This window comes from Streptomyces sp. 1331.2 (assembly GCF_900199205.1).
GTDB lineage: Bacteria > Actinomycetota > Actinomycetes > Streptomycetales > Streptomycetaceae > Kitasatospora.
Genome location: NZ_OBMJ01000001.1, coordinates 6,066,617 through 6,086,384 on the forward strand (window position 1 = coordinate 6,066,617; position 19,768 = coordinate 6,086,384).

The 19,768-nt window shown below is 74.8% G+C and carries 12 protein-coding genes, 6 tRNA genes and 1 pseudogene; 10 read left to right on the forward strand and 9 right to left on the reverse strand.

The window, feature by feature from the left end:
* Positions 1-170 precede the first annotated feature (170 nt).
* From CRP52_RS26345 to cobA, 4 genes are all read left to right on the forward strand, one after another.
* Positions 171-836, forward strand: a complete 666-nt coding sequence (locus tag CRP52_RS26345) for a GNAT family N-acetyltransferase (RefSeq protein ID WP_097238660.1) — start codon at positions 171-173, stop codon at positions 834-836.
* A gap of 130 nt (positions 837-966) precedes the next feature.
* Positions 967-2,223: a precorrin-6y C5,15-methyltransferase (decarboxylating) subunit CbiE gene (gene cbiE / locus CRP52_RS26350; protein WP_097238661.1), complete on the forward strand. Its 1,257-nt coding sequence runs from the start codon at positions 967-969 to the stop codon at positions 2,221-2,223.
* Between the two features lie 482 nt (positions 2,224-2,705).
* Positions 2,706-6,602 (forward strand): nicotinate-nucleotide--dimethylbenzimidazole phosphoribosyltransferase, encoded by a 3,897-nt coding sequence (cobT, locus tag CRP52_RS26355; protein ID WP_097238662.1) that lies wholly within the window; start codon positions 2,706-2,708, stop codon positions 6,600-6,602.
* 109 nt (positions 6,603-6,711) lie between these two features.
* Positions 6,712-7,959 carry a uroporphyrinogen-III C-methyltransferase gene (cobA, locus tag CRP52_RS26360; protein WP_097238663.1) on the forward strand — a complete coding sequence of 416 codons (1,248 nt, stop codon included), beginning with the start codon at positions 6,712-6,714 and terminating at the stop codon, positions 7,957-7,959.
* 39 nt (positions 7,960-7,998) lie between these two features.
* Here the strand turns inward: cobA and CRP52_RS26365 are convergent, their stop codons facing one another.
* On the reverse strand, positions 7,999-10,740 hold the full coding sequence (locus CRP52_RS26365) for a SpoIIE family protein phosphatase (protein WP_097238664.1): 2,742 nt from the start codon (positions 10,738-10,740) through the stop codon (positions 7,999-8,001).
* A gap of 89 nt (positions 10,741-10,829) precedes the next feature.
* Here CRP52_RS26365 and CRP52_RS26370 point away from each other — a divergent pair, with 89 nt between their 5' ends.
* Positions 10,830-11,636, forward strand: coding sequence for a TrmH family RNA methyltransferase (locus tag CRP52_RS26370; RefSeq protein ID WP_097238665.1), 807 nt, complete (start codon positions 10,830-10,832; stop codon positions 11,634-11,636).
* Between the two features lie 1,011 nt (positions 11,637-12,647).
* Here the strand turns inward: CRP52_RS26370 and CRP52_RS26375 are convergent.
* A pseudogene (locus CRP52_RS26375) lies at positions 12,648-13,931 on the reverse strand (protein kinase domain-containing protein); the annotation flags it as partial.
* Between the two features lie 406 nt (positions 13,932-14,337).
* Between CRP52_RS26375 and CRP52_RS26380 the strand changes: the two are divergent.
* A complete protein-coding gene (locus CRP52_RS26380) occupies positions 14,338-14,538 on the forward strand; it encodes a hypothetical protein (protein WP_097238667.1) in 201 nt (66 codons plus the stop codon).
* A gap of 292 nt (positions 14,539-14,830) precedes the next feature.
* Here CRP52_RS26380 and CRP52_RS26385 read toward each other — a convergent pair.
* The 6 genes from CRP52_RS26385 to CRP52_RS26410 all read right to left on the reverse strand — a co-directional run bounded on the left by CRP52_RS26385 (position 14,831) and on the right by CRP52_RS26410 (position 15,465).
* Positions 14,831-14,902, reverse strand: a tRNA-Val gene (locus CRP52_RS26385).
* Between the two features lie 41 nt (positions 14,903-14,943).
* Positions 14,944-15,015 (reverse strand) — tRNA-Val (locus CRP52_RS26390).
* A 41-nt stretch (positions 15,016-15,056) separates the two neighbouring features.
* Positions 15,057-15,128: transfer RNA gene (locus tag CRP52_RS26395), tRNA-Val, on the reverse strand.
* Positions 15,129-15,172: 44 nt separating this feature from the next.
* Positions 15,173-15,244, reverse strand: a tRNA-Val gene (locus CRP52_RS26400).
* A gap of 34 nt (positions 15,245-15,278) precedes the next feature.
* Positions 15,279-15,352, reverse strand: a tRNA-Cys gene (locus tag CRP52_RS26405).
* Between the two features lie 40 nt (positions 15,353-15,392).
* A tRNA-Gly gene (locus CRP52_RS26410) sits at positions 15,393-15,465 on the reverse strand.
* 350 nt (positions 15,466-15,815) lie between these two features.
* Between CRP52_RS26410 and CRP52_RS26415 the strand changes: the two genes are divergently transcribed.
* The 3 genes from CRP52_RS26415 (at position 15,816) to CRP52_RS26425 (ending at position 18,663) form a co-directional block, all read left to right on the forward strand.
* On the forward strand, positions 15,816-16,877 hold the full coding sequence (locus CRP52_RS26415) for a chorismate-binding protein (RefSeq protein WP_097238668.1): 1,062 nt from the start codon (positions 15,816-15,818) through the stop codon (positions 16,875-16,877).
* Positions 16,878-16,903: 26 nt separating this feature from the next.
* Positions 16,904-17,734, forward strand: a complete 831-nt coding sequence (locus CRP52_RS26420; RefSeq protein WP_097238669.1) for an aminotransferase class IV — start codon at positions 16,904-16,906, stop codon at positions 17,732-17,734.
* Positions 17,735-17,814: 80 nt separating this feature from the next.
* Entirely contained in the window at positions 17,815-18,663 is an 849-nt protein-coding gene (locus CRP52_RS26425) for a GNAT family N-acetyltransferase (RefSeq protein WP_097238670.1), read from the forward strand.
* 12 nt (positions 18,664-18,675) lie between these two features.
* Here the strand turns inward: CRP52_RS26425 and CRP52_RS26430 are convergent, their stop codons facing one another.
* Positions 18,676-19,176 carry a DsbA family protein gene (locus tag CRP52_RS26430; protein ID WP_097238671.1) on the reverse strand — a complete coding sequence of 167 codons (501 nt, stop codon included), beginning with the start codon at positions 19,174-19,176 and terminating at the stop codon, positions 18,676-18,678.
* Between the two features lie 110 nt (positions 19,177-19,286).
* On the opposite strand from CRP52_RS26430, the gene CRP52_RS26435 reads away from it, so the two are divergent.
* On the forward strand, positions 19,287-19,754 hold the full coding sequence (locus CRP52_RS26435) for a hypothetical protein (protein WP_097238672.1): 468 nt from the start codon (positions 19,287-19,289) through the stop codon (positions 19,752-19,754).
* Positions 19,755-19,768 lie beyond the last annotated feature (14 nt).

Sequence of the window (19,768 nt, forward strand, 5' to 3'; positions counted from 1 at the left end):
GACCGGGCCCCCGCCGCACCTCGGCGGGGGCCCGGTCGGGCAGTATGCACCCGGGACGCCCCGGGCGACGGCGTTCTGACGTACCGTCGTGCGGGCGGCGCACCGGGTGGTACCCGGAGCGCGACGGAGGCGTACGGTGTTGTGTTCACGACCCGGCGAGGAGAGACGGCATGGCAGCGAGCTTCCCCGAGACCGCCATCAGCACCGAACGGCTGCTGCTGCGACCCCTTGCGGAGGACGACGCCCCCGGTCTGGCCACGATGATGGCCGACGACCTCGTGCGGGCCTGGACGGACCTCCCGCACCCCTTCACCGAGGAGTACGCGGCCGAACTCGCCCGCGCCCTCGCCCCCGCCCACCGGGCCGCCGGCCGCGGCATCGTCCTCGCCGTCACCGAGCACCTGACCCAGCGCCTGGTCGGCCTGGTCGAGCTGCGCAACACCGACTGGCGCCTGCGCAGCACCGAGATCTCCTACGTCACCGCCGCCTGGGCCCGCGGCGAGGGGTACGCCCCGGAGGCCGTCCTCGGCGTCGCCCAGTGGCTGTTCGAGGACCGCGGCTTCCTGCGCCTGGAACTGCGCACCGCCGCCGGGAACACCGCCGCCCAGCAGGTCGCCCAGAAGGTCGGCGGCATCAGCGAGGGCGTGCTGCGCAGCGCCTGGATAGTGCGCGGCGAGTCCGGCGAGCTGCTGGTGGGGGCACCTTCCAGCCGCCAGGCCGGGGGAGAGAGCCGCAGCGACCTCATCCTGTGGAGCCTGCTCCCGGAGGACCTGGAGTCGCCCGAACTGCACCGCGACGGCTGGCACGGCGACCACCGCTACGTGCTGCGGGACTGACCCGCCCCCGGCCGTACGGACATCTGTACGAGATGTCGGCGTCCGGGGGACGACACCCGGTAGCCTCTCCACCGGCGCCGCAACGACGGCGCACCGAGTGGCGCACCGAGTCGAGGGAGAACGGCCGCAGATGGCTGACCGGATCACGGTCATCGGGTGGGACGGCACGCCGCTGACCGAGGCCGCCGGTGCGGCCCTCGCCGCGGCGACCCTGGTGGCCGGCGCCCCCTACCAACTGAACGCCCTCCCGGTGCCGGAGGCGGCCGAGCGGATCGCCCTCGGCGACATCCGGCACGCCGCCCGCCGGATCGCCGAGCACCGCGGTGCCGCCGTCGTGGTCGCCGAGGGCGACCCGGGCTTCTTCGGGGTGGTGCGCACCCTGCGCCGCCCCGAGTACGGCCTGGAGCTGGAGGTGCTCCCCGCCGTCTCCTCCGTCGCCACCGCCTTCGCCCGGGCCGGCATGCCCTGGGAGGACGCCCAGGTGGTCAGCGCCCACGGCGGGCGACTGCGCCGCGCGGCCAACATCTGCCGGGCCCACCCGAAGGTCGCGGTGCTCACCGCCCCGGGCGCCGGGCCCGCCGAACTCGCCCTGATGCTGCGCGGGGTGCACCGGACCTTCGTGGTCTGCGAAGCCCTCGGCACCCCGGAGGAGGACGTCACCGTCCTCACCTCCGACCGGATCGCCGACCACGTCTGGCGCGACCCGAACGTGGTGCTGGTGATCGGCGGCGCCGCCCAGGCCGCCGCGGTGGACCAGGCGGCCGGCTGGCTGGCGGGGCGCCCGGTGGGCTACCCCGGCGCGGAACGCGGCTGGGCGCTCCCCGGTGACGCCTACGCGGGCGCCGGGCGCACGGGGGCTGAGGCGGGCGCGTCGGAGGCGCTCCCCGCGCACGTGCGCGCCCTGGTGCTGGCCCGTCTGGGTGCACGTCCGGGGGATCTGGTCTGGTCGGTCGGTGCGGGCAGCGGCGCCCTCGCGGTGGAGGCGGCGCGGTTCGGCGCCGCGGTGGTCGCGGTCGAGGGCTCCCGCTCGGCCTGCGCCCGGCTGACCGTCAACGCCCGCCGGTACGGCGTCGAGGTGGAGGCCGTGTACGGCAGCGGCCCCGAGGTGCTGGGCGGCCTGCCCGAGCCGGACGCGGCGGTGGTGGAGTCCGGCGGCCCGGACGTCGTGCGCGCGGTGCTGGCCCGCAGGCCGGAGCGGTTCGTCGCGCTGCCCCGGACCTTCACCGAGGCGGAGGAGGTCCGCCGGGCGATCGGCGAGGCCGGCTACCGGGCGGACGGCGCGCTGCTGCAGTCGACCCCGCTGCGACCTGCGGGGGAGGGCGGCGGACTGGAGCTGGGGGCGGGCGGGACCGGCGTGCTGGTGCTCTGGGGTGAGCAGATCGTGTGAAGGCCTGGGGCGTGCGCCGGGGCCGTCCGGTGGCGGCGACGGTGATCCAGGTCGCATCCGGACACCGATTCGAGAGGTGACAGCGCCGGGCCGGTAGTGTGACGTCCTGGGCGGCTGCAGCGGTCGGCGACCCACCCGATTCGGTCGGTTTGTCACCTTATTGACGGGGTGCAACCCGATTCCGCTCGGAGTGTGGGCAATTCGACGGGCCTCGTGCCGGACCTGGAGAATGCCGTAGGGTCCGGTGCGGTCGTGCCGGTTGCTCCGGGTTGTCGTTGTTTCAGACGATGTGCCGCCCCTTGGGGGTGGTGCGCCCGGCCGGGTGCCGCAGCGCGCCCGAAGGACTTGGGCCGCAGCGCCACGGCGCGGCGGCCGCGTGTGGTTGAGGGGCGGGTCGGCCAGGCCCGGCCCGTGCGGATGGGCGCTGCGGTCGGTGATCGTGTCGCCAAGGGCGCGGCAGCGGCCTGGAAGGAGCTTTGACAATGACCGATGGCGGCCACGTCCCGGGCGAGGGACTGCCGGAGCACTCGCACACCGGGCCCGCCCCGCTCGGCGGACCGGAGGGCGTCGCGGGCGTTGCCCCCCTGCAGGGCCTCGCGACCGACGGCGGTGCGATCCCGAGCCAGGCGGTCCCGGTCGGCGGCATGCCCGGCGCGGTGCCCCAGGGCGCGGGCGTCATCCCGCCGCAGGGCCAGCCCGGCTTCACCGTCCCCGGTGTCTCCGGCGTGCCTTCTCCCGGTGTCCCCGGCGACGGCTGGGCCCTCGACCAGGGGGCCCCGCGCCCGGCCTTCCACTTCCTCGACCAGCCGGACGGCCTGGACGACGAGGACGACGTGCTGCTGATGCCCGGCCCGCAGGGGTCCTGGGGCGAGCCGGTGGCGACCGTCCCGGCCGACCAGCTGCCGCTCGCGCCGCAGCAGGACGGCGTGCCGGTCGAGCCGTCCTGGCCGCCGGTGGACCCGCCGGTGCTCGGCGCCGAGCACGTCCTGCAGCAGCCCGTCCAGGTACAGCCGTCGGGGCAGCAGCCGATGACGCAGGCTCAGCAGCCGCGTCGCCCGCTGCACGCCGGCCCGCCGATCCCGGACCCGTCGCTGATGACCGGCCAGGTCCCGGTCCGCTCGCTGGCCGACCGCGGCCCGTCGCAGGGCGGCACGCCCGCGCACGGCATCCCCGTCGTCGGCCGGCCGCCGGTGCCCGAGGCCGCCGCCCCGGCGCCGGCCGCCGTGCCGCAGGCCGCTCCGGCGGCCCCGATGGCCCCGACGGCCCCGGTGCCGTCGGTCGTTCCGGTCACGGAGGGGCAGCAGCTGCCGCACCCGCAGGACGCCCAGCAGGCGGTGCAGGTGCCGCTCGCCTCGCAGCCGGTCGAGGCCGTGATGGCCGTCGAGACGATCGGGGCGATCGAGGTGGTCGAGGTCGTGGAGCTGCCGGACGCGGCCCAGGCCGTCCAGGGCGCGCACGCCGCCCCGGCCCCGACGGTGCCCGAGGCCGTGGTCGAGGCCGTCGCGGAGGCCGTCACCATCGCTGTCGCGCCGCAGGACGCCGTGGCCGAGCCGGCCGTGGCGGAGGCCGCCCAGGCCGCGCCCGTCGCCGTCGAGCCGGTCGCCGTCGAGGGTGGCGCTGCTGAGGGCGCTGTCGCCGAGGGTGCTGCCGTCGAGGATGCCGCTCAGCCCGAGGCCGGCGCCCAGGCCGGTCAGCCGCGCAGGATCTCCGCCTTCCTGGCCGCACCCACCCCGCACGGCCTGCCCCAGGTCGAGGCGACCGGGCAGGCTCCGGCGGCCGAGGAGACGGCGCCGCAGCAGCCCGCGCCCATAGCGGCCGCCGACGCGCCGCAGGCCGCCGAGGGCGGCGAGGCGGTCCAGGAGGCCCAGGCCGCTCCCGGTGCCGAGGCCGTCCAGGCCGTGTCCGAGGCCGTCGTCGCGCCGGTGGCCGAGACTGCCGCCGGCACCGGCGAGATGCCGTCCGGCCAGGTCGTCGGCGAGTCCGGCACGGAGGCCGAGCAGCCGCAGCAGCAGGAGGCCGTCCCGGCGGAGACCGCCGTCGAGCCGGTCATCGAGCAGGCCGTACAGACCGAGCACACGGTTCAGGCGGAGCAGGCTCCCGCCGATGCTGCGGCCGAGCCGGCTGCCGAGGCTGCTGCCGAGACCGTCGCACAGGAGCCCGAGCAGCAGCCCGTCGCCGACACCGCGCCGGAGGCCGTCACCGAGTCGGCCGAGACCGCGGCCGAGCAGGCTGCGGCCGAGTCGGCTGCCGAGACTCCCGTCGAGGCCGTCACGGAGGTCGTCGCCGCGGCCGTTGCCGAGCAGGCCCCGGCCGAGGCCGTCGCCGAGCAGGTCCAGCCCGCCGCCGAGGCGCCGACCGAGGCCCCCGTCGAAGCCGCGGCCGAGCCGATCGCGGCAGCCGACAACGCCGAGCCCGCCGAGCCCGCCGAGCCCGGCCAGGAGCAGGCCCCCGGGGCCTCCGCCGCCGAGGAGCCGCAGGCCGAGCAGTCCGCCGACCAGCAGGCCGAGCAGCCCGCCGCCGAGCAGCCCTCGCCCGAGGAACCGCAGCAGCCGCAGCAGCCGGAGCCGCAGGACCAGCAGGTCTCGCAGGACCAGCCGCACCCCGAGGAGCCCGCCGAGCCCCGCGGCCCGGCCGCCCCCGGTTACGACGAGGCCGGCCGCGAGGCCGTCCACCAGGTGATCCGCGAGCGCCGCGACATCCGCAACGGCTTCCGCCCGGACCCGATCCCGCACGAGGTGCTGATCCGGGTCCTGGAGGCCGCCCACACCGCGCCCAGCGTCGGCTACTCGCAGCCCTGGGACTTCGTGGTGATCCGCTCGCGCAAGACCCGCAAGCGCATGCACGCCCTGGCCGAGCGCCAGCGCGAGGCGTACGCGGACTCGCTGCCCAAGGGTCGGGCGAAGCAGTTCAAGGAAATCAAGATCGAGGCGATCCTCGAAACCCCGGTCAACATCGTGGTGACGGCCGACCGCACCCGCGGCGGCCGGCACACCCTGGGCCGGCACACCCAGCCGCAGATGGCCCCGTACTCGGCCGCCCTGGCCGTCGAGAACCTCTGGCTGGCGGCCCGCGCCGAGGGCCTGGGCGTCGGCTGGGTGAGCTTCTTCGACGACGAGGAGCTGGTCCGCGAGCTCGGCCTGCCCGAGCACCTGGAGGTCGTCGCCTACCTGTGCGTCGGCTTCGTCGACTCCTTCCCGGGCGAGCCGGAGCTGGAGCAGCAGGGCTGGGCGAAGAAGCGCCCGCTGTCCTGGGTCGTCCACGAGGAGCAGTACGGCAACCGCGCGCTGCCCGGCGAGGAGCCGCAGAGCCTGCTCGCCGACACCCTGCGCGGCATCCGCCCGCTGGACGCCAAGGCGCTCGGCGAGGCCTGGGACCGGCAGAAGCGGATGACCAAGCCGGCCGGCTCGCTCGGCATGCTGGAGATCATCTCCGCCCAGCTGAGCGGCCTGTCCCGCAAGTGCCCGCCGCCGATCCCGGAGCCCGCCTGCGTGGCGATCTTCGCCGGTGACCACGGCGTGCACGCCCAGGGCGTCAGCCCGTGGCCGCAGGAGGTGACCGCCCAGATGGTCGGCAACTTCCTGGCCGGGGGAGCGGTGATCAACTCCTTCGCCAAGCAGATCGGCACCGAGGTCTGCGTGGTCGACGTCGGCGTGGCCGCCGAGCTGCCGGACGCCGTCCAGCAGGGCCGTGCCACCGGTCTGCTGCCGCGCAAGGTCCGCCCCGGCACGGGGGACATGACCCAGGGCCCGGCGATGACCCGCGAGGAGGCCCTGCAGGCCATCGAGGTCGGCATCGAGACCGCCCGCGACCTGGTCGCGGCGGGCAACAAGGCGCTGGTCACCGGCGACATGGGCATCGCCAACACCACCGCCTCGGCCGCCCTGATCTCGGTGTTCACCGGCCTCGACCCGGCCGAGGTCACCGGCCGCGGCACCGGCATCGACGACGAGACCCACGCCCACAAGATCGAGGTCATCCGCGCCGCGCTGGCCCTGCACCGGCCCGACCCGGCCGACCCGATCGGCGTCCTCGCCGCCATCGGCGGCCTGGAGCACGCGGCCATCGCGGGCTTCCTGCTGGGCGCCGCCTCGCTGCGCACCCCGGTGATCCTGGACGGCGTCATCGCCGGTTCGGCCGCACTGGTCGCCAAGGCGATCGCCCCCGAGGTCCTGGCCGCCTGCATCGCCGGCCACCGCTCCGCCGAGCCCGGTCACCAGGCCGCGCTGGCGAAGCTCGGCCTGCGTCCGCTGATCGACCTGGACCTGCGCCTCGGCGAGGGCACCGGCGCCCTGCTGGCCCTGCCGCTGGTGCAGAGCGCGGCCCGGGCGATGCACGATGTAGCCACCTTCGACTCCGCCGGGGTCACCGAGAAGGCCTGACGCACTCCGACACCGCTCCGCGGACCGGCCCGAGGGCGCGCCGGCCCGCGGAGCGGCGTCTCGCCGTCCCCTCCCCCCACACCCGCACCCCCGATCAGGAGCACCGCCGATGACCGCGCCCAACCCGCACCCGAGCACCGAGGGCCGTACCCCTTACCCGGTCGGACTGCTGCTGGCCGGCCGCCGCGTCATCGTGGTCGGTGGCGGTCAGGTCGCGCAGCGGCGGCTGCCCGCCCTGATCGCCACCGGGGCCGACCTCCACCTGATCTCCCCGTCGACCACCCCGGCCGTCCAGGCCATGGCCGACGCGGGCGAGCTCACCTGGCACGCCCGCCCGTACCGGGACGGCGACCTGACCGGTGCCTGGTACGCCCTGGTCGCCACCGACGACCCGACGGTCAACACGGCCGTCAGCGCGGAGGCCGAGCGCGAGCGGGTGTTCTGCTCCCGCAGCGACGACGCTTCCGCCGCCACCGCCTGGACCCCGGCCAGCGGCCGCGACGCCGGCGCCACCGTGGCCGTCCTCACCGGCGACCCGCGCCACTCCGCCGCCCTGCGCGACGCCATCGTGGACGGCCTGCGGGACGGCTCGCTGGCCGCCCGCCAGTACCGCTCGCACGGCGCCGGCGTCGCCCTGGTCGGCGGCGGCCCCGGTGACCCTGACCTGATCACGGTGCGCGGCCGCCGCCTGCTCGCCGACGCCGACGTGGTGGTCGCCGACCGCCTCGCCCCGCGCGAGCTGCTCGCCGAACTGCCCGAGCACGTCGAGGTGATCGACGCCTCGAAGATCCCGTACGGCCGGTTCATGGCCCAGGAGGCGATCAACCGCACGCTGATCGAGCACGCCAAGGCCGGCAAGTTCGTGGTCCGGCTCAAGGGCGGCGACCCGTACGTCTTCGGGCGCGGCGGCGAGGAACTGCTGGCCTGCGCCGAGGCCGGCCTCCCGGTCACCGTGGTGCCCGGGATCTCCAGCTCGATCAGCGTCCCCGCCTCGGCCGGCGTCCCGGTCACCCACCGCGGGATGACGCACGAGTTCACCGTGATCTCCGGCCACGTCGGCCCGGACGACGAGCGTTCGCTGACCAACTGGGAGGCCGCGGCGAAGATGAGCGGCACCCTGGTGCTGCTGATGGCCGTGGACAAGATCGGCGCGATAGCCGCCCGGCTGGTCGAGTACGGCCGCTCGGCGGACACCCCGGTCGCGATCGTCCAGGAGGGCACCACCGCCGCCCAGCGCCGGGTGGACGCCACCCTGGGCACCGTCGCCGCCGTGGTCGAGGCCGAGGGCGTCAAGCCCCCGGCGGTCATCGTCATCGGCGACGTGGTCAACGTCCTGGCCGCCGCCTTCCAGCAGTAGCGGGAGTCTTCGGAGTGGGAAGTCGGCCCGTCCGACTTCCTACTCCAGCGGCTGCTCCGTCCAGATGACCTTCCCCGTCGCCGTGTACCGCGTCCCCCAGCGGTCCGCGAACTGCGCGACCAGGAACAGCCCGCGCCCGCCCTCGTCCTCGGTCGCCGCGTACCGCAGGTGCGGCGAGGTGCTGCTGCCGTCCGACACCTCGCAGATCAGCGCACGGTCCCGCAGCAGCCGCACCCGGATCGGCCCGGAGCCGTACCGGATCGCGTTGGTCACCAGTTCGCTCAGGATCAGCTCGGTGACGAACGCGGCCTCGTCCAGTCCCCAGCCCTCCAGCTGCCGCGCCACCTCCGCCCGGACGGCCCCCACCGCCGCCGGGTCCGACGGCACGTCCCATTCCGCCACCCGGTCCGGCGCCAGCACCCTGGTCTGCGCCACCAGCAGCGCGATGTCGTCCTGGGGATGCGCCGGCAGCAGCGCCCCGAGCACGTCCGCACAGGTCTGCTCGGGCGTGCGCGACGGCCCGGACAGCGCCGAGCGCAGCAGGTCCAGCCCCTCGTCGATGTCCCGCTCGCGGTCCTCCACCAGGCCGTCCGTGTACAGCACCAGCCGGCTGCCCTCCGCCAGCTCCAGGTCCGCGGTCTCGAACGGCAGCACCGCCAGCCCCAGCGGCGGCCCGGTCGGCAGCTCCGGGAACACCACCCGGCCCTGCGGGTCCACCACGGCCGGCGGCGGGTGCCCGGCGCTGGCCAGCGTGCAGCGCCGCGACACCGGGTCGTAGATCGCGTACAGGCAGGTCGCCCCAGTCAGCCCGGCGCTGTCCCCGCCCGCCGCCTCGTCCTGGTCGATCCGGTTCACCAACTCGTCCAGGTGCCCCAGCAGCTCGTCCGGCGGCAGGTCCAGGGTCGAGAAGTTGTGGATCGCCGTGCGCAGCCGGCCCATCGTTGCCGCCGCGTGCAGCCCGTGCCCCACCACGTCCCCGACCACCAGCGCCACCCGCGCGCCCGGCAGCGGGATCACGTCGAACCAGTCCCCGCCCACCCCGGCCTGGGCCGGCAGGTAGCGGTGCGCCACGTCCAGCGCGTTCTGCACCGGCAGGCTGCGCGGCAGCAGGCTGTGCTGCAGGGTCACCGCCATCGCGTGCTCCCGGGTGTAGCGCCGGGCGTTGTCGATGCACACGGCCGCGTGCGCGACCAGCTCCTCCGCCAGCGCCAGGTCGTCCGCCTCGAACGGCTCCGCCCGCTGCGCCCGCCAGAACCGAGCCACCCCCAGCAGCACCCCGCGCGCCCGCAGCGGCACCCGCACCAGCGAGTGCACCCCGTACGCCAGCGCCCGAGCCGCCCCCTCGGGATCCTGCTGGCGCCACTCCTGAGCCTCGGACAGGTGCGGCTCCAGGACCGGCTCGCCGCTGTTCAGGGCCCCGGCCAGCGGGGTCTCGGGCACCACCTCCAGCACGGTGCCGACCGGGTAGAACGGCGCGTCGTCCCGGACCGCGGCGCAGGCCGCCCGCCGCATCTGCCCCAGCAGCGCGCCCGCCGGAGGCTCCTCACCCGCCAGGACCTGCTCCGCGAGGTCGACCGTGACGATGTCCGCGAACCGCGGCACCGCGACCTGCGCCAGCTCCTCGGCCGTCCGCGTCACGTCCAGCGTGCTGCCCACCGTCACCCCGGCGTCGTACAGCAGGCGCAGCCGCCGCTGGGCGCCTTCGGCCCGGCCAGCCAGCGCCAGCAGCTCGGTGGAGTCACGCAGCGTGGCCACGCAGCCGGGCGGTCCGCCCGCCCGGTCGGTCAGCCGGACGTTCACCGCCAGCAGCCGCTCCCCGGACAGCACCACCTCGTCGGTCACCTGGCGGTTGCCGGTCAGCAGCTCCAGCGGCGCCGGCTCCAGGCCCAGCTCGGTCACCGGGCGGCCCTCGGCGTCCGGCGGCAGGTCCAGCAGCCGCCGCGCCTCGTCGTTGCAGAGCAGCAGCAGCCCGTCCCCGCCGACGATCATCACGCCCTCGCGCACCGCGTGCAGCACGGCCGCGTGGTGCTCGTACATCCGGGTCATCTCGACCGGGCCCAGCCCGTGCGTCTGCCGCCGCAACCGACGGCTGATCAGTGCCGAACCGAGCGTGGCCAGCCCGATCGCACCCGCCGCCGCACCCAGCACCACCGGCAGCTGGCGCTCGCTCGCCGTGCTGACGTGCGCCAGCGTGACGCCCGCCGAGACCAGCCCGACCACCTGGCCGTCCGGCGCGTACACCGGCACCACCGCCTGCACCAGCGGCCCGAGCGTGCCGTTGATGTGCTCGGTCACCACCTGGCCGTGCAGTGCCGGCTCGTAGTTGCCGACGAACTTCTGGCCGATCCGGGCCGGGTTCGGGTGGGTGTAGCGGATCCCCTGGTTGTTCAGCACCACGATGAAGTCGACACCCGAGGCGACCCGCGCGGACTGCGCCTTCGGCTGCAGGATCGCGGTCGGGTCGGGGGAGCGCAGCGCCTCGACCATGCCCGGCGAGTGGGCGAAGGTCTGCGCGACCGCCACGGACCGGTTGCGCGCCTCGTTGTCGGCGTCCCGGTGCGACTGCACCACCAGCGCCACCACGGCCGCCGCGACCAGCAGCAGCACAACCAGGATCTGCAGCGCGAACACCTGCCCGGCCACCGACCGGTGCCACACCGGCCACCGTCGCCTAGCGCGCGGCAGCTGTGGCCGACCGTGTGGGCGCCCACCGGTGGAGCCGGTGGAGCCAGTGGCGCCAGAGGCCGACGGAACCCAGGATCGGCCCGGATAACGGGCCATACGGTCATATTTGCACTCCCGCCAGCCCGGGACCACCCCGTCCCATCGGCCGTTTGGCCATCACCACCCCGGCTTGGCAAGATCGCAGGATGTCCGAACCCAGCACCATCACCGACCCGGCCGACCCCCGCCTCGCCGACTACACCGGCCTCACCGACGTCGAACTGCGCCGCCGCCGCGAACCCGCCGAGGGCCTGTTCATCGCCGAAGGGGAGAAGGTCATCCGCCGCGCCCTCGCCGCCGGCTACCGGATGCGGTCGATGCTGCTCACCGCCAAGTGGCTCGACGTGATGGCCGATGTCATCGCCGAGGCCGACGCACCGGTCCACGTGGTCGAACCCGGGCTCGCCGAAGCCGTCACCGGCTACCACGTCCACCGCGGCGCCCTCGCCTCGATGGAACGCAAGCCCCTCCCCGAGGCCGCCGACCTCCTCACCGGGGCCCGGCGGGTCGCCGTCCTGGAGGGCTTGGTCGACCACACCAACCTCGGCGCGATCTTCCGCAGCGCCGCCGCCCTCGGCATGGACGCCGTCCTGCTCTCACCCGACTGCGCCGACCCGCTCTACCGGCGCGCCGTCAAGGTCTCCATGGGCGCCGTCTTCGCGGTCCCGTACGCCCGCCTCGACCCCTGGCCCGCCGCCCTCGACACGGTCCGCGCCGCCGGCTTCACGCTGCTCGCCCTCACCCCCGCCGACAACGCCGTCGACCTCGCCATCCTCACCCCGCACCGCCTCCCCAAGGCCGCCCTGATGCTCGGCGCGGAGGGCGACGGCCTCACCCCCCAGGCCATCTCCGCCGCCCACCACCCCGTCCGCATCCCCATGGCCCATGGCATCGACTCCCTCAACGTAGGCGCCGCCGCCGCCGTAGCCTTCTACGCCGTCACCACCCCCTGACCCCCCAACCCGCGCACCCCGACTTCCGGCGCAGGCTTCGCCCGCTCCGGACCGCCATGCTGCTGCCTTCAGCCGCTCCGGGTACCTGAGCACCACCAGAAGTCGGCCGATCCGACCTCCTACGCAGCCAGGGCCTGCCGACGTCTCCCGGCCACCGGCCCCGCCCGCCGCCATCACGTCCGCAGAAGCCGCCCACCCCGACTTCTGGTGCAGGCCCAGCCCGCTCCGGGTCGCCATGCTGCTGTCTTCGGCTCCCCCCAGGGAGTCCGGGCACCACCAGAAGTCGGCCGATCCGACCTCCTGCTCCGCAGCTCAGCCCGCGGCTGCCGTGGGCGGGGCCGGGGCGGCGGCGGGCGGCGGGGTGAGGCCGCCGGAGGCTCCTGCGCCTGCGCCGGGCCAGGACTCGTCGAGGGTGCCGTCGGCGCGGACGGTGTAGCGGGTGGAGGTGACCGCGCCGGTGGCGGCCACGCGCTCCTCACGGACGACCGTGCTGCCGTCGAGCCGCCAGGCGGCCGTCGCCTGCGGGTCGGCCGCCGAGGTGCGGGAGGTGGTGGCGACCGGGGTGTCCCCGGCGAAGGTGTAGAGCTGGACGAGGTCGACCGGCGCCGACCCCTCTGCTCGCCGCAGGACGACGACTGCGGCCGGCAGGCTCTTGTACCGGGCCGGCAGCACCGCGCTGAGCGCGACCTGGGGCCCGGCTCCGACGGAGTGTCCGTCCTTCAGCGCGATGGCGGGCCCGCCCGCCCCGTCGGGGTAGCTGCGGTTCGGCCAGTCGACCGCCGGCACCGGACCCTGCGGTGGCGTCAACGCGCCGTCCGCAGCCGCGCCGCTGCGCGCCGCAACGGGGAGCGGCGTGGCCGAGGGCTGAGGGACCGGGGGCTGAGGGACCGAGGGCGGCGGGGCGACGTCCACCGAGGTCCCCGGCACCGCCTGCTCGCCGCCACCGCCCGTCCCGGCCTTCGCGCTCGCGACCGTCCCGGCCGGCGGCCGCAGCCCCTGGTCGCTCCGGTTCTCGCACCCCTGCGCCGCCGCGATGGCCAGCGCCACCCCGATCGTCACCGTGACGAAGACCACCAGCCGCTGGCGCAGCAGCCGCTGCCGCGCGCTGCCGGGCCGCCCGCCGGGGGCGGGGGTGTGCTGGCGCTCCCGGGGCCGGGCCCGGTCGCGGGTGCCGGGGCGCGCGGAGGGCGGCGTCTGCGGTCGGTCCGGACGGTCCGTCCGCAGCGGACGGGTCACCGGCGTCGGCTCGGGCCGGGGGAGCGGTGCGCCCATTCCCTGGGGACGCCGTCCCGCGCCGCCGGACGCCTGCGCCCCCGGTCGACCGGCCGCCGCCCGGGCTCGCGCCGAGGCGGGCGGCTCGGGCGAGCGTCCGGGCGCCGGAACGTTCTGGCGGGCACCGTCCTGGGGGGCGGGCGCGACCGCCCCGCGGCCCGGACGCGCCGTTCGCGTCGCGCCGCCGACAGCCCCCGCCGCCGCCCCGCGCGCCGCCAGCTCGCTGAGCCGCTCGTGCAGGGCTGCTGCCCCGGGCCGTTCGGCGGGCTCCTTGGCCAGGCAGGCCCGGATCAGCGGCGCCAGCTGCGGCGGTACTGCCGACAGGTCGGGCTCCTCGTGGACGACCCGGTACAGCATCACCTCGGAGGAGGCCCCGGATCCGAACGGGGTGTCCCCGGTGAGGGCGTACGCGAGCGTGGCGCCGAAGGCGAAGACGTCGGTGGCGGGCGTGACGGCGGCCCCGCGCACCTGCTCGGGTGCGAGGAAGCCGGGGGAGCCGACGGCCGTTCCGACGTGGGTGAGGGTGCTGGCGCCGCGCGACCACGCGATGCCGAAGTCGATGATCCGCGGGCCGCGGGGGGAGAGCAGGATGTTGGACGGCTTGAGGTCCCGGTGGACGACGCCCGCCTCGTGCACCTTGACCAGCCCGTCGGCGAGAGCGGCCCCGATCCGGGCGGCCTCGGGCCAGCTCAGCGGCCCTTCGTCGCCGACCTGCTTGTAGAGCGAGGGCCCGGGCACGTAGGCGGTGGCCAGCCAGGGCCGGTCGGCCTCGATGTCCGAGCCGACGACGCGGGCGGTGCAGCCGCCCCGGATCCGGGAGGCGGCGGCGATCTCGCGGGCGAAGCGGGTGCGGAACTCCAGGTCCTCGGCGAGTTCGGCGCGGATCAGCTTGAGGGCGACGCGCTGCCCGCGGCGGTCGGAGCCGAGGTACACCACGCCCATGCCGCCGGCGCCCAGTCTCCGGTGCAGGCGGTACGGCCCGACGATGCGGGGGTCCTCACGCCTCAGCCGCATCATCGCCATGTTCCGTCCCCGTCAGCCTGTGGGTGAGGCCCCGTCGGTTGGGCCGTCGTCAGTTCCTGTCTGGCACAGCTTACGGACTGCCCGCTGCGGTGTGCTGATACGCAACACCTCAAGCCGCCGTGGGATTGTCTGATCTTGCGTTGACCCGCAGGTCAGAGGGGTGTCGGATCGCCTCTCGGGGTTACCCCTCAGGGTTCCCCCGGGGGTCGGGTCAACCCTCCCTCCCCCTGCGGTAGTAGTCCCCGCGTCCGGGCGTCATCCTCCGGGACGTCCGAGGAACAGTACGACGGCATGACGTCCGGAGGACCCCCTGGCCAATAGCGTTGTGTCCAGCGGTGGACGGGGAGCTCGTCCCCCGAGGTAAGCCGTCCACCGCGCCAGACTCGACCGGATCAGGAGTAAGGGCATGGCACCGCAGATCACGGGAACGTCCCGCCGTCGGCCGTCCTCCCTCCAGTCCCGGTCCACCACCGAGCAGCCCACCCGGCACCCCGCGGTGGCGCTGGCCATGGCCCTGCCGTGCGCGGTGCTCCTGGTGCTCCTCTTCGGAGGATGGGAGCAGATGGCGAACCAGGCCCAGGCCGTCGCGGACATGATCAGCCGCTGACGAGGAGCTGCAGAAGGACGCCGTCCCTCCGGGGCGGCCACAGAACGGGCACCGGTCCCCTGGGGACGGGGAGCGGTGCCGCCGGGGAGGCCGCGGCCGCGATGACACGCGGACGGGCGAGAGCGGTACGCAGAGCGCCCCGGCAGGCGGAGATGCCGCGTACGGACGTCGGTGAGGGCGTCCGTACGCGGCTCTTCCACGTCTACGTCCGTACGTCCGGCACCTGTACGAGAAGCCGACGCAAAAGGGCCGGGGCCGTGATCCCGACGGATCACGGCCCCGGCCGTTACTGTGCGCGATACTGGGATTGAACCAGTGACCCCTACCGTGTCAAGGTAGTGCTCTCCCGCTGAGCTAATCGCGCCTGGTGAGGCGGTCCTGCAGCAGGCCCCGGAGGGCCCGACGTGCGCGATACTGGGATTGAACCAGTGACCCCTACCGTGTCAAGGTAGTGCTCTCCCGCTGAGCTAATCGCGCCTGGTGAGGCGGTCCTGCAGCAGATCCCGGAGGATCCGACGTGCGCGATACTGGGATTGAACCAGTGACCCCTACCGTGTCAAGGTAGTGCTCTCCCGCTGAGCTAATCGCGCCTGGTGAGGCAGTCTTGCAGCAGGCCTCGAAGGGCCCGTTACTGTGCGCGATACTGGGATTGAACCAGTGACCCCTACCGTGTCAAGGTAGTGCTCTCCCGCTGAGCTAATCGCGCGGGGAGGTCTCCCGGACGAACCGGGTGAGCCTCTTGGAGGTGGAGACGGGATTTGAACCCGTGTACACGGCTTTGCAGGCCGTTGCCTCGCCTCTCGGCCACTCCACCAGGCAACACATGAAGAACGATCTTACACTGTTCTCCATCGAGCGGACGACGAGATTCGAACTCGCGACCCTCACCTTGGCAAGGTGATGCTCTACCAACTGAGCCACGTCCGCCTGTCTCCCGGGGTCTTCGCCGTTTTTCCCGGCTGCGCTCCCTGGCGACGTGTTGAACTCTAGCGGATTCCCGGGCCAGCTAAAAATCCGTTCCCGCAGCGTGCCGAGGGGGTGCCCGTCGCGTGCCGTTCCGTCAGCCCTCCCGGGCGGTCACCGGCTGCCACCTGCGGCGCTCCCGGACGATCATCCGCAGGCCCCCCGGCGCACACCCGGGCGACGTCCGGAACTGCTCACGCCCCGCGCCCGCACCCGGTCGCGCGAGTCGGCGCGCGAGGCGGCGCCCGAGCCGGGTCCGCGCCCCCGACCTACACTTCAGGCACCGCCGCCCAGCACCACCGCGCAGGAGAACCGTGTCCGGCCACCCCGACCCCAGAACCCCGCTCGCCCGTTTCGGCGGCCGCCTGGCCACCGGACTGCGCGACGTCACCTCGGACCCGGCCGCCCTCGACTCCTCCGGCCACTGGGCCGTCGCCTACGACTTCGAGGGCCGACTGACCTGCGCCCGCTTCGACGAGGTCCGCCCCGCCCCCGCCCCGCCCTCCGGCGCCGGCTGGCGCGGCCCGGACGCCGGCAGCTGGCACAGCTCCATGGACCGCACCGCCTACACCGCGGGCGTGCGCCGCATCCGCGAGTACATAGCCACCGGTGAGGTCTACCAGGCCAACCTCTGCCGCGTCCTGTCCGCGCCGCTGCCCGACCCGGCCCTGAGCGACATCGACGCCCTCACCGGCCTCCTCGCCCACGGCAATCCCGCCCCGTACGCCGGCACCATCCGCCTGCCCGCCCACGGCGTCGAGATCGCCACCGCCTCACCCGAGCTCTACCTGCGCCGCACCGGCCGCACCGTCTCCTCCGGACCGATCAAGGGCACCGGCCGCACCGAGCACGACCTCCTCGACAAGGACCACGCCGAGAACGTGATGATCGTGGACCTCGTCCGCAACGACCTCGGCCGGGTCTGCGAGACCGGCAGCGTCACCGTCCCCGACCTCTGCGCCGTCGAGAAGCACCCCGGCCTGGTCCACCTGGTCTCCACCGTCGAGGGCACCCTGCGCGAGGACGCCGGCTGGCCCGAACTCCTCGCCGCCACCTTCCCGCCCGGCTCCGTCACCGGCGCCCCCAAGTCCAGCGCCCTGCGGATCATCGAGGCCCTGGAGACCGCCCCGCGCGGCCCCTACTGCGGCGCCGTCGGCTGGGTCGACGCCGACCGCGGCGAGGCCGAACTCGCCGTCGGCATCCGCACCTTCTGGCTCGACCGGACGGACCCCGGTGCGCCCGTCCTGCGCTTCGGGACCGGCGCCGGCATCACCTGGGGCTCCGACCCCGAACGCGAGTGGGCGGAAACCGAACTGAAGGCCGCCCGCCTGGTCGCGATAGCGTCGGGCAGCGAACCCGACCCGACCGGGTCGTGAGCCCCACCGCTGAGGAGCAGCCCCCGATGCACAAGCGCACCACGAGCTGGGTCAACGGCACTCTCGTCGACTCCGCCGACGCCGCCGTCTCGGTCCTCGACCACGGCCTCACCACCGGCGACGGCGTCTTCGAGACCATGAAGGCCGTCGACGGCGAGGCCTTCGCGGTCACCCGCCACCTCGACCGGCTCACCCGCTCCGCCCGCGGCCTCGGCCTGCCCGACCCCGACCACGACCTGGTCCGCGAGGCCTGCGCCCAGGTCCTCGCCGCCAACCCCGAGCCGCTCGGGCGCCTGCGGGTCACCTACACCGGCGGCAACGCCCCGCTCGGCTCCGAGCGCGGCACCGACGGCCCCACCCTGGTCGTCGCCCTCGGCGCCCTCAATCGCCGACCGGACGAGACCGCCGCCGCCGTCGTCCCCTGGCGCCGCAACGAGCACAGCGCCGTCGCCGGCCTCAAGACCACCTCGTACGCCGAGAACGTCGTCGCCCTGGCCGCTGCCCACCGCGTCGGCGCCTCCGAGGCCCTGTTCGCCAACACCGCCGGCCGGCTCTGCGAGGGCACCGGCTCCAACGTCTTCGTGGTCATCGACGGCCGTCTGCTCACCCCCACCCTCGGCTCCGGCTGCCTGGCCGGCATCACCCGGCAGCTCGTCATCGACTGGTGCGACGCCGAGGAGGCCGACCTCCCGCTCGACGTCCTCCAGGACGCCGAGGAGATCTTCCTGACCTCCACCACCCGCGACGTCCAGGCCGTCACCCGCGTCGACGACCGCGAACTGCCCGGCATCGGCCCCGTCACCGCCAAGGCCATGGCCGTCTTCACCGAGCGCAGCGGCGACGACCTCGACCCCTGATCCGCACGCCCCGGGAGGCCGGACCGGCCGCGTGGGCATGCCCGTGGATAACCTCCCCGGCAGGGGGAAAGGACCACCGCATGACCACCACGCTGCGCCCCGAGGGCCCGGAGACACCCACCGCGGCCGGCGGCCGCACCAGACGCTGGCGGATCCTGTCCAACGGCCACCCGGTCGGTGCGCTGCGCACCACCGCCGATCCGTTGGGTAGTCAACTCGGGGGAAAAATATCCGAGTTGGAGGTCACCGAGGGGCGCGGTCGGGGGCGCGGCACCTTCGGCGGGCTGGCCGCCGAGGAGGTGCTGCGCACCTGGGGCTGCACCCGGGTCGACGTCAACATCCCCGAGTCGGCACCGACGGCCCGCGCACTCGCCGTGACCCTCGGCTACGTCGAGCGGGCCCTGATCATGTCCAAGCAGCTGGTCGCCGCCCCCGGCCTCCCCGCCGGGGTGGGCGTGCGCCCCTTCGACCGGCCGGCCGAGCTCCAGGCCTGGCTCCACCGCTCCACCGAGCGGTACGTCCGCTGGCTGGTGAACTCCGGCCTCACCGAGGAGCAGGCCCGCGCCCGCGCGGCCGGCGGACCGGAGAACCTCCTGCCGCTGGGCGCGGACACCCCCGGCGTGGTCCTCGGCCACCTTTTCGGCGCCGATGCGGCCGAGGGGTCGTACGGTTCGCTCTGGGTGCAGCTGCGCGTGCGCGACCTGCCGAACGGTGAACCGCTCGCCTGGGTGATGATGGTCGAGGTGCCCCCGGCCCGCCGGGGCCAGGGGCACGGACGCACCCTGATGCTGCTCGCCGAACGCGAGTGCCTGGCCGTCGGCGTGCGCAACGTCGGCCTCAACGTCTTTCCCGGCAATCAGAACGCCATCCGGCTCTACACCTCGCTCGGCTACCGGGTCACCGAGCGCGTCTACGGCAAGCAGCTGTGACCTGACATGACGTCAGGAAGCCTTCGCCGCCTCGATGACGGCCACGATCGCGTCCCTCAGCCCGTCCTGGCTCTGCCCGCCGTCGAACCGCTTGCCGCCGATCACGTACGTCGGCGTGCCGCTGACCCCGATCGCCTTCCCCTCGGCCTGGTCGGCGTCCACGGTCAGCATGTGCCGGCCGTCGATCAGCGCGGTGTCGACCTCCTCGACGTCCGCCCCGACCTCGCGGGCGACGTCCAGCAGCACCTGCTGCCCGCGCGCGTCCAGCTCCTCGACCCGGGCCAGCAGGGCTTCCACGAACGGCCAGCCCAGCCCCTGGGCGAACGCCTCCTCGGCCGCCTCGGCGGCGGCGTAGGCGTGCTTGTGCTTCTCCAGCGGGAAGTGCCGCAGCTCCACGGGCAGTGCGTCGCCGTACTGCGCACGCAGCGCCCGTACGTCGTCCAGCGCGGTGCGGCAGTCCGGGCACTGGAGGTCGCACCAGAACTCAAGGCGGGGGAGGGAACCATCGATCATTCCCCCAGTGTTCCACCTGTGGGCGTCCGCTCCGGCCGGCGGTGCGCCCGCGGGCGGACCGACAGGGAGGCACCGATGACCAGGAAGACCGGACGCGAAGGGGTGGCCTCGTGCTGAGTGCGACGATCAGCTTCATCCTCACGGCGGGCGGGGTGGCCGTCGCGGGCCTGCGGGCCTACCGGCGGCGCTTCCTCTCGGCGACCCGCTGGTTCGCGGTGGCCCTGCTGCCTGCCGGGCTCTACCTGACCGGCCTGTTCCCGCTGGCGAGCACGATCGGCCGGGCGTTCACCGACTGGGCGGCGAAGCTGGTCCTCGACCCCCCGGTGTGGTCCGGCATCGTGCTGCTGGGCGTCTCCGCGCTCCTGCTGGTCACCACCCGCTGGGTGGGCCGCCGCGGCACCGCGCCGGAGAGCGCGCCCGAGCGCCCCGCGGCCGCCGGCCCGGCACCCGATCGCCCCGCACTGGCGCCGAAGCCCCAGGCGCCCAAGGCGGCCGGGAAGCAGGCCGGAGACAAGCGGAACGACGGCCTCGGCGACTTCGCCGACATCGAGGAGATCCTCCGCAAGCGCGGGATCTGAGCGCGCGGCCGGCC

What these genes read in the sequence shown, in the direction of transcription:
- CRP52_RS26425 (WP_097238670.1), top strand. Translation starts at nt 17,815, where the DNA reads ATGACCACCACGCTGCGCCCCGAGGGCCCGGAGACACCCACCGCGGCC.
- cobA (WP_097238663.1), top strand. Translation starts at nt 6,712, where the DNA reads ATGACCGCGCCCAACCCGCACCCGAGCACCGAGGGCCGTACCCCTTAC.
- cobT (WP_097238662.1), top strand. Translation starts at nt 2,706, where the DNA reads ATGACCGATGGCGGCCACGTCCCGGGCGAGGGACTGCCGGAGCACTCG.
- CRP52_RS26345 (WP_097238660.1), top strand. Translation starts at nt 171, where the DNA reads ATGGCAGCGAGCTTCCCCGAGACCGCCATCAGCACCGAACGGCTGCTG.
- CRP52_RS26365 (WP_097238664.1), bottom strand. Translation starts at nt 10,740, where the DNA reads ATGGCCCGTTATCCGGGCCGATCCTGGGTTCCGTCGGCCTCTGGCGCC.
- CRP52_RS26370 (WP_097238665.1), top strand. Translation starts at nt 10,830, where the DNA reads ATGTCCGAACCCAGCACCATCACCGACCCGGCCGACCCCCGCCTCGCC.
- cbiE (WP_097238661.1), top strand. Translation starts at nt 967, where the DNA reads ATGGCTGACCGGATCACGGTCATCGGGTGGGACGGCACGCCGCTGACC.
- CRP52_RS26420 (WP_097238669.1), top strand. Translation starts at nt 16,904, where the DNA reads ATGCACAAGCGCACCACGAGCTGGGTCAACGGCACTCTCGTCGACTCC.
- CRP52_RS26380 (WP_097238667.1), top strand. Translation starts at nt 14,338, where the DNA reads ATGGCACCGCAGATCACGGGAACGTCCCGCCGTCGGCCGTCCTCCCTC.
- CRP52_RS26430 (WP_097238671.1), bottom strand. Translation starts at nt 19,176, where the DNA reads ATGATCGATGGTTCCCTCCCCCGCCTTGAGTTCTGGTGCGACCTCCAG.